We start from the raw sequence: 13,885 nt of genomic DNA, 5'->3' as shown, positions 1-13,885 counted from the left end.
GACCGCATGACCAAGATCGTCGTTGACGGCACCGAGGTCGATGTCCCGCCGGACTACACCCTGCTCCAGGCGTGCGAGATCGCGGGTGCCGAGATTCCGCGCTTCTGCTTCCACGAGCGGCTGTCGATCGCCGGCAATTGCCGGATGTGCCTCGTCGAGCTGAAGGGCGCGCCGAAGCCCGTCGCCTCCTGTGCCTGGGCGGTGCGCGACTGCCGGCCGGGTCCGAACGGCGAGCCGCCGGCGGTCTCGACCAAGTCGGCGCTGACCAAGAAGGCCCGCGAGGGGGTGATGGAGTTCCTCCTCATCAACCATCCCCTCGACTGCCCGATCTGCGACCAGGGCGGCCATTGCGACCTGCAGGATCAGGCGATGGCCTACGGGGTCGACTCGACCCGCTACGGCGAGAACAAGCGCGCCGTCGAGGAGAAGTACATCGGCCCGCTGGTGCGGACCGCGATGAACCGCTGCATCCACTGCACCCGCTGCGTGCGCTTCCTCGCCGAGGTGGCGGGCGTGCCGGATCTCGGCGCCATCGGCCGCGGCGAGGACATGGAGATCACCTCCTACCTCGAACAGGCGATGGCCTCGGAGTTGCAGGGCAACGTCGCCGACCTGTGCCCGGTCGGCGCCCTCGTCCACAAGCCGCAATCCTACAACGTGCGCCCCTGGGAGCTGAACAAGACCGAGTCCGTCGACGTGATGGACGCCGTCGGCTCGGCGATCCGGGTCGACACCCGTGGCCGCGAGGTGATGCAGGTCGAGCCGCGGATCAACGAGGCGATCAACGAGGAGTGGATCTCCGACAAGACCCGCCACGTCGTCGATGGCCTGAGGCTCCAGCGCCTCGACCGCCCGTACCTGCGCGAGAACGGCCGCCTGCGGCCGGCCTCCTGGGCCGAAGCCTTTTCCGCCATCGCGGCGAAACTGAAGGCGGCTGATCCCAAGCGCGTCGGCGCGATCGTCGGCGACCTCGCCGGGGTCGAGGAGACCTACGCCCTCAAGCGGCTGATGACGGCGATCGGCTCGCCGAACCTCGACTGCCGCCAGGACGGCGCGGCGATCGACCCGGCCTGGGGACGGGCCGCCTACACCTTCAACCCGACCATCGCCGGCATCGAGCAGGCCGACGCGATCCTGATCGTCGGGGCCAATCCGCGCACCGAGGCCTCGCTGCTCAACGTGCGCATCCGCAAGCGCTGGCGGCAGGCGCCGCTGGCGGTCGGGCTGATCGGCGAGGCGACCGACCTCACCTATCCCCACACCTATCTCGGGGCCGGGCCGGAGACGCTGGCGGAGGTGGCGGGCGGCAAGCACAGCTTCGCCGAGGCCCTGTCCAAGGCCGAGCGGCCGCTGGTCATCGTCGGCCAGGGCGCGCTCGCCCGGCCGGACGGCGCCGCGATCCTCGCCGCCGCCGCCGCGCTCGCCCGCGACATCGGTGCCGTCTCCGAGGGCTGGAACGGCTTCGGCGTGCTGCATACCGCGGCGGCCCGGGTCGGCGCGCTCGATCTCGGCTTCGTGCCGGGGGAGGGCGGTCTCGACTTCGCGGCGATGACGCAGGCCGGCGCCCTCGACGTGCTCTACAATCTCGGCGCCGACGAGGTCGAGATCGGGGCCGGCGCCTTCGTGATCTACCAGGGCACCCACGGCGACAAGGGCGCCCACCGGGCCGACGTGATCCTGCCGGGCGCCGCCTACACCGAGAAGTCGGCGACCTACGTCAACACCGAAGGGCGGGTGCAGCTCGCCAACCGCGCCGCCTTCCCGCCGGGCGACGCCCGCGAGGACTGGGCGATCCTGCGGGCGCTGTCCGACGTGGTGGCGAAGCGGCTGCCCTTCGATTCGCTCACCGCGCTGCGCAAGGCGCTCTACGCCGACCACCCGCACTTCGCCGGGATCGAGCAGGTCGCCGGGCAGGACGTGGCGGCGGCGGTCGCGGCCCTCGCCGGCCTCGGCGGCCAGCCGGGCAGCGAGCCGTTCCGCAGCCCGGTCCTCGACTACTACCTCACCAACCCGATCGCCCGCGCCTCGCGGGTGCTCGCCGAGTGCTCCGGCCTCGCCCGCGAGCGCGTGCTCCAGGCGGCGGAATAGGACTGACGATGAGCGTCCTCGACATCCTGCTGACCGTCGGCCTGATCGCGCTGAAGAGCGTGCTCCTGCTGGTCGCCCTCCTGGTCTTCATCGCCTACGCGCTGCTCGCCGACCGCAAGATCTGGGCGGCGGTGCAGTTGCGCCGCGGTCCGAACGTCGTCGGGCCGTTCGGCCTGTTCCAGTCCTTCGCCGACCTGCTCAAGTTCGTGCTCAAGGAGCCGGTGATCCCGGCCGGCGCCAACAAGACCCTGTTCCTACTGGCGCCGGTCATCTTCGCGACGCTCGCGCTGTCGTCCTGGGCGGTGATCCCGCTCTCCGACGGCTGGGCGATCGCCGACATCAACGTCGGCATCACCTACATCTTCGCGATCTCGTCGCTCGGCGTGTACGGCGTCATCATCGGCGGCTGGGCCTCGAACTCCAAGTACGCCTTCCTCGGCGCCCTGCGCTCGGCGGCTCAGATGGTGTCCTACGAGGTGTCGCTCGGCTTCGTCATCATCACGGTGCTGATGTGCGCCGGTTCGCTCAACCTGTCGCAGATCGTCCGGGCGCAGGACACCGCGATCGGCATCCTCGGCTGGTACTGGCTGTGGCTGTTTCCGATGTTCGTGGTGTTCTTCGTCTCGGCGCTGGCCGAGACGAACCGCCCGCCCTTCGACCTGCCCGAGGCCGAGTCCGAGCTCGTCGCCGGCCACATGGTCGAGTATTCCTCGACCCCCTACCTGCTGTTCATGCTCGGCGAGTACGTCGCCATCATGGGCATGTGCGCCCTCGGCACGGTGCTGTTCCTCGGCGGCTGGCTCTCGCCGATCCCGTTCGCGCCCTTCACCTGGGTGCCCGGCCTGATCTGGTTCGTGCTCAAGGCGAGCTTCCTGTTCTTCATGATCGCCATGGTGAAGGCCATGGTGCCGCGCTACCGCTACGACCAGCTGATGCGCCTGGGCTGGAAGGTGTTCCTGCCGCTCTCGCTCGTCATGGTGTTCGTCGTCGCCCTCGTTCTCAAGCTGACCGGCCTCGCGCCGGTCTCCTGACCCCCGCTCTCACCCGGAGAGATTGAGCCATGAAGCTCGATCAGATCGCCCGCGGTCTGCTGCTCAAGGAGTTCGTGTCGGGCTTCGGCCTCGCCATGAAGTACCTGTTCAAGCCCAAGGCCACGATCGACTACCCCTTCGAGATGGGCCATCGCGGCCCGCGCTTCCGCGGCGAGCACGCCCTGCGGCGCTACCCCAACGGGGAGGAGCGCTGCATCGCCTGCAAGCTGTGCGAGGCGATCTGCCCGGCCCAGGCCATCACCATCGAGGCCGGCCCGCGCCGCAACGACGGCACCCGCCGCACGACCCGCTACGACATCGACATGGTGAAGTGCATCTATTGCGGCATGTGCCAGGAGGCCTGCCCGGTCGATGCCATCGTCGAGGGGCCGAATTTCGAGTTCTCGGTCGAGACCCGCGAGGAGCTGCTGTACGATAAGCAGAAGCTGCTCGCGAACGGCGACCGCTGGGAGCGCGAGATCGCCCGCAACATCGCGGCCGACGCGCCCTACCGCTAGGGCGGACGGCGGTTCCGAGCCGGAATCGCATCGACGCCACGCCATTGTTCCCCGCATCGGTTGTGCGCTGCGGGGGGCGGATCTATAGACGGGCCGCCGGGTCGTCCGGGGTCGGGCAGGAGGCCGCCGCGAGGCGGCACGAGACGAGCGCATGACCGCAGCCGCCGCCTTCTTCTATCTCTTTTCGGCGATCACCGTCGCCTCGGGCTTCATGGTGATCGCCTCCCGTAACCCGGTCACCTCGGTCCTGTTCCTGATCCTCGCCTTCGTGAACGCCGCCGGCCTGTTCATGCTGATGGGCGCCGAGTTCCTGGCGATGATCCTGATCGTCGTCTATGTCGGCGCGGTCGCGGTGCTGTTCCTGTTCGTCGTGATGATGCTCGACGTCGACTTCGCCGAGCTGCGCCAGGGCTTCCAGGACTACCTGCCGGTGGGCGGGCTGATCGGCGCGGTGTTCCTGGTCGAGCTGCTCCTCGTGGTCGGCTCCTGGGCGATCGATCCCGGCCTCGTCCACGGGCCGCTGGCCAACGCGCCCGGCGGCGAGACCGTCACCAACACCCAGGCTCTGGGGCTGGTGCTCTACACCAACTACTTCTTCCTGTTCCAGGTCGCCGGCCTGATCCTGCTGGTGGCGATGATCGGCGCGATCGTGCTCACCCTGCGCGAGCGGCCCGGCGTCAAGCGCCAGGACATCTCGGTCCAGAACGCCCGCACCCAGGCGATGGCGGTCGAGGTGCGGCAGGTGCCCTCCCGCCAGGGCGTCGAGGTCTGAGCGTCCGGCCCCGCGCGGGAGGACCCGGGCGGGAGGACGGGCGACGGCAAGAATGCGCGGCCTCCCGGGCGGGGAGGCGGCGAGCGAGAACACGGGCGGCCGAGCGCGGCCGGAGGCACGATGATCGGTCTGAGCCACTACCTCACCGTTGCGGCGATCCTGTTCACCCTCGGGGTGCTCGGCATCTTCATCAACCGCAAGAACATCATCGTCATCCTGATGTCGGTCGAGCTGATCCTGCTCGCGGTCAACATCAACCTCGTGGCGTTCTCGACCCATCTCGGCGACATCGTCGGGCAGGTCTTCGCCCTGTTCGTCCTGACGGTGGCGGCGGCGGAGGCCGCGATCGGCCTCGCGATCCTGGTGGTGTTCTTCCGCAACCGCGGCTCGATCGCCGTCGAGGACGTCAACATGATGAAGGGCTGACGGCCGGCGACGGCCCCAGGATCCTTCCCCGAAACCTTCACGACCCGTAGCGGCCCCCCGGGAGCCGCGAAGCGAGGCCGGACCGAGCATGTACCACGCGATCGTCTTCCTGCCCCTCATCGGCTCGCTCATCGCCGGGCTGTTCGGCCGCCGCATCGGCGCGAAGGCGAGCGAGTTCGTCACGACCTCGCTCGTCGCCTTCGCGGCCTTGCTGTCCTGGGTCGCGTTCTTCGAGGTGACCGGCGGCCACGGCCACGGCGCCACCCGGCATCTGGTCGCGAACTGGTTCACGGTCGGCGACCTCGCGGTCGACTGGGCGTTCCGGGCCGATACCCTCACGGTCGTGATGCTGGTGGTCGTCAACTCGGTCTCGTGCCTCGTCCACCTGTACTCGACCGGCTACATGCACGAGGATCCGCACCGGCCGCGGTTCTTCTCGTACCTGTCGCTGTTCACGTTCGCGATGCTGATGCTCGTGACGTCCGACAACCTCGTGCAGATGTTCTTCGGCTGGGAGGGCGTCGGCCTCGCCTCCTACCTGCTGATCGGGTTCTGGTACGAGAAGCCCTCGGCCAACGCCGCCGCCATGAAGGCGTTCATCGTCAACCGCGTCGGCGATTTCGGCTTCTCCCTCGGCATCTTCCTGGTCTTCGTCCTGACCGGCTCGGTCGCCTTCGACGGCATCTTCCCGAAGGTCGCCGAACTCTCGAACGCCCAGTTCCACTTCCTCGGCACCGAGTGGCACGCGCTCACCCTGTGCTGCCTGCTGCTGTTCATGGGCGCGATGGGCAAGTCGGCGCAGTTCCTGCTGCACACCTGGCTGCCCGACGCGATGGAGGGCCCGACCCCGGTCTCGGCGCTGATCCACGCCGCCACCATGGTCACCGCCGGCGTGTTCATGGTCGCGCGCCTGTCGCCGCTGTTCGAGGCGGCGCCGAACGCCCTGATCGTCGTCACGGTGATCGGCGGCATCACCGCCTTCTTCGCCGCCACGATCGGCCTCGTGCAGAACGACATCAAGCGGGTCATCGCCTACTCGACCTGCTCGCAGCTCGGCTACATGTTCGTCGCGCTCGGCGTCGGCGCCTATGCGGCGGGCGTGTTCCACCTGTTCACCCACGCCTTCTTCAAGGCGCTGCTGTTCCTCGGCGCCGGCTCGGTCATCCACGCGATGCACCACGAGCAGGATATGCGGAACATGGGGGCGCTGCGCCGCTACATCCCGTTCACCACCGCCATGATGGCGATCGGGACGCTCGCGCTGATCGGCTTCCCGTTCACCGCCGGCTACTACTCGAAGGACGCGATCATCGAGGCGGCCTACGTCTCGACCCGGCCCGGGCACACCCTGGCGTTCCTCGCCACCGTGATCGCGGCGTTCTTCACCTCGTTCTACTCGTGGCGCCTGTTCTTCATGACCTTCGAGGGCCAGAAGCGCTGGGCGGCGCACGGCGCCCACGGTCATGATGCCCACGGCCATGACGACCACCACGCGGACGCTCACGCCACTGCGGGGGCTGCCCAGGCCGATGGCGCGCGGGGCCACCACGAGGGCGTCGCCCACGACGACAAGGGCCACGACGTCGAGGCCGCCTTGCACGCCTCGCACGAGCACCACGACCACGCGCCGCACACCCCGCACGAGAGCCCGCGGGTGATGACGATCCCGCTGGCGATCCTCGCGGTCGGCGCGCTGTTTGCCGGCATGGTGTTCAAGAATCGCTTCATCGGCGAGGGCATGGACGAGTTCTGGAAGGGCGCGCTGGCGCACGGCCCGAACAACCACATCATGCACGACATCCACAACGCGCCGGGCTGGGTGCAGAACTCGCCCTTCGTGATGCTGGTGCTCGGTTTTCTCGTCGCCTACTGGATGTACATCCGCAGCCCGTCGCTGCCGCACCGGCTCGCCGGGAGCCAGCCCCTGCTGTACCGCTTCCTGCTCAACAAGTGGTACTTCGACGAGATCTACGACCGGATCTTCGTCCGCCCGGCCAAGGGCTTCGGCGAGTTCCTGTGGAAGGTCGGCGACGGTCGGATCATCGACGGGATGGGCCCGAACGGCATCGCCGCCCGCGTCCTCGACGTGACCCGCGGCGCCGTCCGGCTCCAGACCGGCTACGTCTACCACTACGCCTTCGTGATGCTGATCGGCGTCGCCCTGCTGGTGAGCTGGTACCTGTTCACCGGATCGCCGGCCGTCTCGGCCGTGGCCCACTGATCGACCGGAGATCGCTGTTCCCATGTTCGGTTTCGGGATTCTCTCCGGCCTCCTGCTGCTGCCGCTCGTCGGCGCCGGCTTCATCCTCACCCTGCGCGGCGACGAGGCCTCGGTGCGGCGCAACGCCCGCTGGGCGGCGCTGATCGCGACGCTCGCCACCTTCCTGCTCTCCCTCGTCGCCTGGGCGCGCTACGACACCGCGACGGCGGCGTTCCAGCTCGTCGAGAACCACGCCTGGCTGACGGAGACGATCCGGTTCAAGCTCGGCGTCGACGGCTTCTCGATGCCGCTCGTCCTGCTCACCACCTTCCTGATGCCGTTCTGCATCGGCGCCTCGTGGCTCTCGATCGAGCACCGGGTGAAGGAGTACTTCGTCGCGTTCCTGGTTCTCGAAACCACGATGATCGGCGTGTTCTGCGCCCTGGATCTCGTGCTGTTCTACCTGTTCTTCGAGGCCGGCCTGATCCCGATGTTCCTCATCATCGGCATCTGGGGCGGCAAGCGCCGGATCTACGCCTCGTTCAAGTTCTTCCTCTACACCCTGCTTGGCTCGGTGCTGATGCTGCTCGCCATCATGGCGATGTACTGGCAGGCCGGCACCACCGACATCCCAACCCTGCTGCAGACCCGCTTCCCGGCGCACATGCAGACGTGGCTGTGGCTCGCCTTCTTCGCCTCGTTCGCGGTGAAGATGCCGATGTGGCCGGTCCATACCTGGCTCCCCGACGCCCACGTCGAGGCGCCGACCGCGGGCTCGGTGATCCTGGCCGGCATCCTGCTCAAGATGGGCGGCTACGGCTTCATCCGCGTCTCGCTGCCGATGCTGCCGGACGCCTCGCACTACTTTGCGCCGCTGGTCTACTCGCTGTCGGTGGTGGCGATCATCTACACCTCGCTGGTCGCGCTGGTGCAGTCGGACATCAAGAAGCTCATCGCCTACTCGTCGGTGGCGCATATGGGCTTCGTGACCCTCGGGCTGTTCACGATGACCGAGCAGGGCATCCAGGGCGCCCTGTTCCTGATGATCTCGCACGGCATCGTGTCGGGCGCGCTGTTCCTCTGCGTCGGCGTCGTCTACGACCGGATGCACACCCGCGAGATCTCGGCCTATGGCGGCCTCGTCAACCGCATGCCGCTCTACGCGGTGGCGATGATGGTGTTCACCATGGCCAATGTCGGCCTGCCGGGCACCTCGGGCTTCGTCGGCGAGTTCCTGGCGATGATCGGCGCCTTCCGGGCCAACCCGATGGTGTCGTTCTTCTCGGTCTTCGGCATCATCCTGTCGGCGGCCTACGCCCTGTGGCTGTTCGCCCGGGTGGTCTACGGCAAGCTCGAGAAGCCGAACCTCCAGGGCATCGCCGACCTCGACCGCCGCGAGATGATCATCCTCGCGCCGCTCGTCTTCCTGACGATCTATTACGGCTTCCATCCGAGCCCGATCCTCGACGTGTTCGCGCCCTCGACCGAGGCGCTGATGCAGGGGATGCGCGCCGCCCTGTCCTCGACCCAGACCGCTGCCGCGGCTCTGCCGGTCCCGCATTGAGCCCCGAGGGTTCCATGAACGCCGCCCAAGTCGTCCTGCCCGCCCTCGGGCCGGCCCTGCCGGAGCTGATCCTCGCGGTCGGCGCCCTGGTCCTGATCCTGTACGGCGCCTTCAAGGGGGAAAAGTCCACCGAAGGCGTCACCGTCGGCACGCTGATCGTGCTGATCCTCGCCCTGTTCGCGGTGGTGAGCCAGCCGCTCGGGGCCAAGGTCACGACGCTCAACGGGGCCTTCATCGTCGACGGCTTCGCCCGGGTGATGAAGTCCCTGGTCCTGCTCGGCTCGGCCGCGGCGCTCCTGCTCGCCCGCGACCTGTTCGAGCGCGAGCGCATCGCCCGGTTCGAGTACCCGATCCTGATCCTGCTCTCGACGATCGGGATGCTGATCATGGTCTCGGCCAACGATCTCATCGCGCTCTACATGGGCCTGGAACTGCAGAGCCTCGCGGCCTACGTCATCGCGTCGTTCCACCGCGACAACGTGCGCTCGACCGAGGCCGGCCTGAAGTACTTCGTCCTCGGCGCGCTGTCCTCGGGCATGCTGCTCTACGGCGCGTCGCTGATCTACGGCTTCACCGGCAGCGTGTCGTTCCCCGGCATCGTCACGGCCCTGCGCGAGACCTCGGGCCTCGGCGTGATCCTCGGCATCGTGTTCGTGTCGGCCGGCGTCGCCTTCAAGCTCGCCGCGGTGCCGTTCCACATGTGGACGCCGGACGTCTACGAGGGCGCGCCGACCCCGGTCACCGCCTTCTTCGCCTCGGCCCCCAAGATGGCCGCGATGGCGATGGCGGTGCGGGTCTTCGTCGGTGCCTTCCCGGCGGTGACCGACCAGTGGCAGCAGATCATCGTGTTCGTCTCGATCGCCTCGATGGCGCTCGGCTCGTTCGCCGCGATCGGCCAGCGCAACCTCAAGCGCCTGATGGCCTATTCCTCGATCGGCAATGTCGGCTACGCGCTGATCGGGCTCGCCGCCGGCACCGAGGAGGGGGTTCGCGGCGTGGTGATCTACATGGCGATCTACCTCGCCATGACGCTCGGCGCCTTCGCGGTGATCCTGTCGCTGCGCCGCGGCCGCCAGATGTTCGAGACCATCGACGACCTGTCGGGCCTGTCGCGCACCCATCCGTGGATCGCGTTCCTGCTCGCGATGATGATGTTCTCGCTCGCCGGCATCCCGCCGCTCGCCGGGTTCTTCGCCAAGTTCTACGTCTTCGCCGCCGCCATCAAGGCGGGCCTGTTCACCCTCGCGGTGATCGGCGTGGTGACCAGCGTGGTCGGCGCCTACTACTACCTGCGCCTCGTCAAGGTGATGTACTTCGACGAGCCGCAGGGCGGCTACGAGCCGATGGCGCCGGGCCTGCGCATCGTGCTCGGCCTGTCGAGCGTCGTCGTGGTGCTGTTCTGGCTCGTCCCGGCGCCCCTCGTCGGCGCGGCCGGCGTCGCCGCCCGGTCTCTCTTCTAGGACCGGCATGACGTTCGTGCTCGATCCCGCGGCGCGTGCCGCGGGATACCGTCTGGACCTGCACCCGAGCCTCGGCTCCACGAGCACGCACGCGATGGCGCTCGCCCGGGCGGGCGAGGCCGGGCCGCTCTGGGTGGTCACCCGCGACCAGACCGGCGGACGCGGGCGGCGCGGCAAGGTGTGGACTTCGCCCGCCGGCAACCTCGCGGCGAGCCTGCTCTGGACGGCGCCGCCGGACGTGGCGCCCGAGCACGTCGCGACCCTCGGCTTCGTCGCCGGCCTCGCCCTCGCCGGTGCCTGCGACCGCGCCCGCGGGCCGTCGCCGGACGGCACGCCGTCCCCCTTCCGCCTCAAATGGCCGAACGACGTCCTGGTCGACGGCGCCAAGGTCTCGGGAATCCTGCTCGAGACCGAGACGGTGCCCGCCGGGCGCGCCGTGGTGGTCGGGTTCGGCGTCAACGTCGCGGCGGTCCCGCCCGATCTTCCCTACCGCGCCACCTCGCTCGCCGGCTGCGGCTGCCCGGCCGATGCCGGCGGCCTGTTCTCGCTCCTCAGCGGGTCGTGGCTGGCGGAACTCGCCGCCTGGGATCTCGGCCGCGGCTTTGCCGTCACGCGGGAGCGCTGGCTCGCCCGGGCGGTCGGGCTCGGCACCGCCGTCTCGGTGCGCTATGGAACGGAACGGCGCGACGGGGTTTTCGAGACCATCGACGCCGGCGGCCGCATGGTCCTGCGCCTCGCCTCCGGCGAGCGCAGCCTGATCTCGGCCGGCGAGGTGTTTTTCGCGCCGCCCGCCCCGGCGGCGTGACGGTATCGTTCCCGCCGCTCGGCGGCGGGCCTGGACGAGGAGCCGGAACGGCGCCGGGACGGCGACGACGGCGGGACCCGGATTTCAGACGCGGCGGAGGTGCCCGGCACCACCGCCGCGAGGCCGCATGCGCGGCCGGCAGGAACCATGACGGTGCCGCGACCGTGGCGGCAGACGGACCGTCCTATCGGGAAAGGATCGCGACGGCGGTCCGCGAGGTGTTGGTGAATGACGACGCGTGAGGATGAACTCGTCTTCGTGCCGCTCGGCGGCGTGGGCGAGATCGGGATGAACATGGCGCTGTACGGCTTCGGGCCGACCAAGCGGCGGAAGTGGATCATGGTCGATTGCGGCATGGGCTTCGCCAGCGAGGAGCACATGCCGGGCGTCGACCTGATGTTTCCGGACATCAGCTTCGCCGAGGAGATCCGCAACGACCTCCTGGGGATCCTCATCACCCACGGGCACGAGGACCATATCGGCGCGCTGAGCGAGCTGTGGCCGAAGCTGAAGGTCCCGGTCTACGCCACGAAGTTCACCAAGAACCTGATCGAGACCCGCCGCCTCGGCGAGCCCGGCGCGCCGAAGATCGATCTGCGCGAGATCCGCCCGGGCGTGCGCACGACCTTCGGCCCGTTCGAGGTCGAGTACGTGCCGGTCGCGCACTCGATCCCGGAGGCGAACGCGCTCGCCATCCGCACCCCGCTCGGGCTGGTGCTGCATACCGGCGACTGGAAGCTCGACGACGGGCCGGTGGCCGGCAACGTCACCTCCGAGGAGGCGTTCGTCCGGCTCGGCGAGGAGGGCGTGCTGGCGCTGGTCTGCGATTCGACCAACGTCACCCGCGAGGGCCGCTCGCCGAGCGAGACCGAGGTCGCGGCGCATCTCGCCGAGCTGATCCGCAGCGCCCCCCACCGGGTCGCCGTCACCACCTTCGCCTCCAACGTCGCCCGGATGCGGGCGGTCGCCGACGCGGCGTTGTCGTGCGGGCGCGAGGTGATCGCCGTCGGGCGCGCGATGGACCGGGTGATCGACGTCGCCCGCGAGTGCGGCTACCTCGACAACCTGCCGGACTTCCGACCGGCCGAGGCCTACGGCCACCTGCCGCGCGAGAAGGTCGTGGCGCTGCTCACCGGCTCGCAGGGCGAGGCGCGGGCGGCGCTCGCCCGCATCTCCCGCGACGAGCATCCGGAGGTCTCCCTCACCGCCGGCGACCGGGTGATCTTCTCGTCGCGGGCGATTCCCGGCAACGAGCGGGCGATCGGCGCGATCATCAACGACCTGATCGAGGCCGGCATCGAGGTCGTCACCGACCGCACCGAGCTCGTCCACGTCTCGGGCCATCCCCGGCGCGACGAGATGGCGGCGATGTACCGCTGGACCCGGCCGCAGGTCGCGATCCCGGTCCACGGCGAGGCGCTCCACCTCGCCGAGCACGCGACCTTCGCCCGCAAGCAGGGCGTGGAGAAGGTGGTCAAGGCCCGCAACGGCACGCTGATCCGCCTCGCTCCCGGCGAGCCCGAGATCGTGACCCATGTCCGCAGCGGCCGGCTCTACAAGGACGGCAACGTCCTCGTCGGCGCCAACGACCGCGCACTGCCGGAGCGGCGCAAGCTCGCCTTCACCGGCGTCGTCTCGGTGGCGATCGCGCTCGATCGCAACGGCGACGTCAAGGGCGAGCCGTCGATCGACCTGATGGGCCTGCCGACCTACGGCCGCAAGGGCGAGCTCGTCATCGACGTCGTCGGCGACACCGTGGAGCGGACGATCAACAACCTGTCGCGGCAGAAGCGGCGCGATTCGGAAGCGGTCGAGAACGCCGTCGACCGGGCGATCCGCTCCGCCGTCAACGAGGTCTGGGGCAAGAAGCCGGCCTGCCACGTCCTCGTGGTCGAGGTGTAGGGGACCCGACTCCGAACCCTCCCCCCTCGGCGGGGGCGAGGTACCCAGGGAAGATCCATTCAAAAATCAGGCGCGGGATCCCCTCTCCCGAGAGGGGTAGGGGTGAGGGTGGAGACGGTTCAGGATCAAGCACCAAGCGTCGAGCCGCACAGCTCGACCGTTGACGCTTTAGTCTGACCCCGAGCCACCCTCACCCCCGGCCCCTCTCCCACTCGGGAGAGGGGAGATGCGCCAATTCTGTACCCGGACAGTCCTGCCTCGGAGGAGGGAGAGTGTCCCAGCGGCGCCTGACGTATCCTTCCGACGCGGACCCAGTCACCTCGATCACCCCACCCACCACCGGAGCACCCCCATGATCGGACGGTTGAACCACGTCGCCATCGCGGTGAAGGATCTCGACGCGGGGGCGAGGATCTACCGCGACACGCTCGGCGCGACGCTGTCGCCGCCGCTGCCGCAGCCCGAGCACGGGGTGACGGTGATCTTCGTCGAGCTGCCCAACAGCAAGATCGAACTGCTCGAACCCCTCGGCGAGGGGTCGCCGATCACCGCCTTCCTGGAGCGCAACCCGGGCGGCGGCATCCATCACGTCTGCTACGAGGTCGACGACATCCTGGCGGCCCGCGACCGGCTCGTGGCGCAGGGGGCGCGCATCCTCGGCAGCGGCGAGCCGAAGATCGGCGCCCACGGCAAGCCGGTGCTGTTCCTGCACCCGAAGGACTTCCTCGGCACGCTGGTCGAGCTGGAGCAGGTCTGACGTGCTGCGCCGCCTCCTCGACCTCGCCACCGCGTCGATCCCGCGCACGCTCCTCGCCTGTGTGGCCCTGGCGCTGCCCGCCTTCGCGGTGGCGGTGCTCGGTTTCCGGCTCACGGCGTTCGGGGCGGTGGCGCTGTACTTCGTCGTGTGGTGGACGCTGCTGTTCGCGGTGCTACCGTTCCGCGGTCCCGACGACGGCCAGCCCCTCGTGCCGGGGCAGGATCCCGGCGCGCCCTCGCAGCCGCGGATGCGCCGCAAGGCGGTGTGGACCACGCTGGTGTCCGACGCGGTGTTCCTCGCCGCGATCGCGGCCTTTCCGCTCGCCGGCCTCTGATCCGACCTGGTACAGCCACGGTTCCGAC

General features: G+C 69.2%; 12 protein-coding genes. All 12 read left to right on the top strand.

The features are described from left to right. Window positions 1–6 precede the first annotated feature (6 nt). The 12 genes from nuoG to EOE48_RS06335 all read left to right on the top strand — a co-directional run bounded on the left by nuoG (window position 7) and on the right by EOE48_RS06335 (window position 13,857). Window positions 7–2,088: an NADH-quinone oxidoreductase subunit NuoG gene (gene nuoG, locus EOE48_RS06390; RefSeq protein WP_127727950.1), complete on the top strand. Its 2,082-nt coding sequence runs from the start codon at window positions 7–9 to the stop codon at window positions 2,086–2,088. Window positions 2,089–2,096: 8 nt separating this feature from the next. Then, window positions 2,097–3,119 carry an NADH-quinone oxidoreductase subunit NuoH gene (gene nuoH, locus EOE48_RS06385; protein ID WP_127727949.1) on the top strand — a complete coding sequence of 341 codons (1,023 nt, stop codon included), beginning with the start codon at window positions 2,097–2,099 and terminating at the stop codon, window positions 3,117–3,119. Between the two features lie 29 nt (window positions 3,120–3,148). Continuing rightward, on the top strand, window positions 3,149–3,637 hold the full coding sequence (gene nuoI, locus EOE48_RS06380; protein ID WP_127727948.1) for an NADH-quinone oxidoreductase subunit NuoI: 489 nt from the start codon (window positions 3,149–3,151) through the stop codon (window positions 3,635–3,637). Between the two features lie 151 nt (window positions 3,638–3,788). Next, window positions 3,789–4,409 (top strand): NADH-quinone oxidoreductase subunit J, encoded by a 621-nt coding sequence (locus tag EOE48_RS06375; protein ID WP_127727947.1) that lies wholly within the window; start codon window positions 3,789–3,791, stop codon window positions 4,407–4,409. A gap of 120 nt (window positions 4,410–4,529) precedes the next feature. After that, the gene (nuoK, locus tag EOE48_RS06370; protein ID WP_048425446.1) at window positions 4,530–4,835 is read left to right on the top strand and encodes an NADH-quinone oxidoreductase subunit NuoK; all 306 of its coding nucleotides are present in this window, start codon (window positions 4,530–4,532) and stop codon (window positions 4,833–4,835) included. 88 nt (window positions 4,836–4,923) lie between these two features. Further along, on the top strand, window positions 4,924–7,056 hold the full coding sequence (gene nuoL / locus EOE48_RS06365) for an NADH-quinone oxidoreductase subunit L (RefSeq protein WP_127727946.1): 2,133 nt from the start codon (window positions 4,924–4,926) through the stop codon (window positions 7,054–7,056). A gap of 22 nt (window positions 7,057–7,078) precedes the next feature. Then, window positions 7,079–8,599 (top strand): NADH-quinone oxidoreductase subunit M, encoded by a 1,521-nt coding sequence (locus tag EOE48_RS06360; RefSeq protein ID WP_127727945.1) that lies wholly within the window; start codon window positions 7,079–7,081, stop codon window positions 8,597–8,599. Between the two features lie 14 nt (window positions 8,600–8,613). Next, window positions 8,614–10,059 carry an NADH-quinone oxidoreductase subunit NuoN gene (gene nuoN / locus EOE48_RS06355; RefSeq protein ID WP_127727944.1) on the top strand — a complete coding sequence of 482 codons (1,446 nt, stop codon included), beginning with the start codon at window positions 8,614–8,616 and terminating at the stop codon, window positions 10,057–10,059. A gap of 7 nt (window positions 10,060–10,066) precedes the next feature. After that, a complete protein-coding gene (locus tag EOE48_RS06350) occupies window positions 10,067–10,864 on the top strand; it encodes a biotin--[acetyl-CoA-carboxylase] ligase (protein WP_127727943.1) in 798 nt (265 codons plus the stop codon). 228 nt (window positions 10,865–11,092) lie between these two features. Then, on the top strand, window positions 11,093–12,766 hold the full coding sequence (locus EOE48_RS06345) for a ribonuclease J (RefSeq protein ID WP_127727942.1): 1,674 nt from the start codon (window positions 11,093–11,095) through the stop codon (window positions 12,764–12,766). A gap of 352 nt (window positions 12,767–13,118) precedes the next feature. Next, window positions 13,119–13,523 (top strand): methylmalonyl-CoA epimerase, encoded by a 405-nt coding sequence (mce, locus tag EOE48_RS06340; protein WP_127727941.1) that lies wholly within the window; start codon window positions 13,119–13,121, stop codon window positions 13,521–13,523. Window position 13,524: 1 nt separating this feature from the next. Beyond that, complete coding sequence (locus EOE48_RS06335; RefSeq protein WP_127727940.1) at window positions 13,525–13,857, top strand: DUF1467 family protein; 333 nt, start codon at window positions 13,525–13,527, stop codon at window positions 13,855–13,857. Window positions 13,858–13,885: the final 28 nt, after the last annotated feature.

Origin of the sequence: Methylobacterium oryzihabitans, assembly GCF_004004555.2 — a bacterium.
Taxonomy (GTDB): Bacteria; Pseudomonadota; Alphaproteobacteria; order Rhizobiales; family Beijerinckiaceae; genus Methylobacterium; species Methylobacterium oryzihabitans.
This window is presented reverse-complemented; position numbering and strand designations above follow the sequence as displayed.

Bases quoted from the DNA above. Each gene is read 5' to 3' on its own strand.
- nuoI (WP_127727948.1), top strand. From the start codon at position 3,149: ATGAAGCTCGATCAGATCGCCCGCGGTCTGCTGCTCAAGGAGTTCGTG.
- EOE48_RS06360 (WP_127727945.1), top strand. From the start codon at position 7,079: ATGTTCGGTTTCGGGATTCTCTCCGGCCTCCTGCTGCTGCCGCTCGTC.
- EOE48_RS06350 (WP_127727943.1), top strand. From the start codon at position 10,067: ATGACGTTCGTGCTCGATCCCGCGGCGCGTGCCGCGGGATACCGTCTG.
- EOE48_RS06375 (WP_127727947.1), top strand. From the start codon at position 3,789: ATGACCGCAGCCGCCGCCTTCTTCTATCTCTTTTCGGCGATCACCGTC.
- nuoL (WP_127727946.1), top strand. From the start codon at position 4,924: ATGTACCACGCGATCGTCTTCCTGCCCCTCATCGGCTCGCTCATCGCC.
- mce (WP_127727941.1), top strand. From the start codon at position 13,119: ATGATCGGACGGTTGAACCACGTCGCCATCGCGGTGAAGGATCTCGAC.
- nuoG (WP_127727950.1), top strand. From the start codon at position 7: ATGACCAAGATCGTCGTTGACGGCACCGAGGTCGATGTCCCGCCGGAC.
- EOE48_RS06345 (WP_127727942.1), top strand. From the start codon at position 11,093: ATGACGACGCGTGAGGATGAACTCGTCTTCGTGCCGCTCGGCGGCGTG.
- nuoN (WP_127727944.1), top strand. From the start codon at position 8,614: ATGAACGCCGCCCAAGTCGTCCTGCCCGCCCTCGGGCCGGCCCTGCCG.
- nuoH (WP_127727949.1), top strand. From the start codon at position 2,097: ATGAGCGTCCTCGACATCCTGCTGACCGTCGGCCTGATCGCGCTGAAG.
- nuoK (WP_048425446.1), top strand. From the start codon at position 4,530: ATGATCGGTCTGAGCCACTACCTCACCGTTGCGGCGATCCTGTTCACC.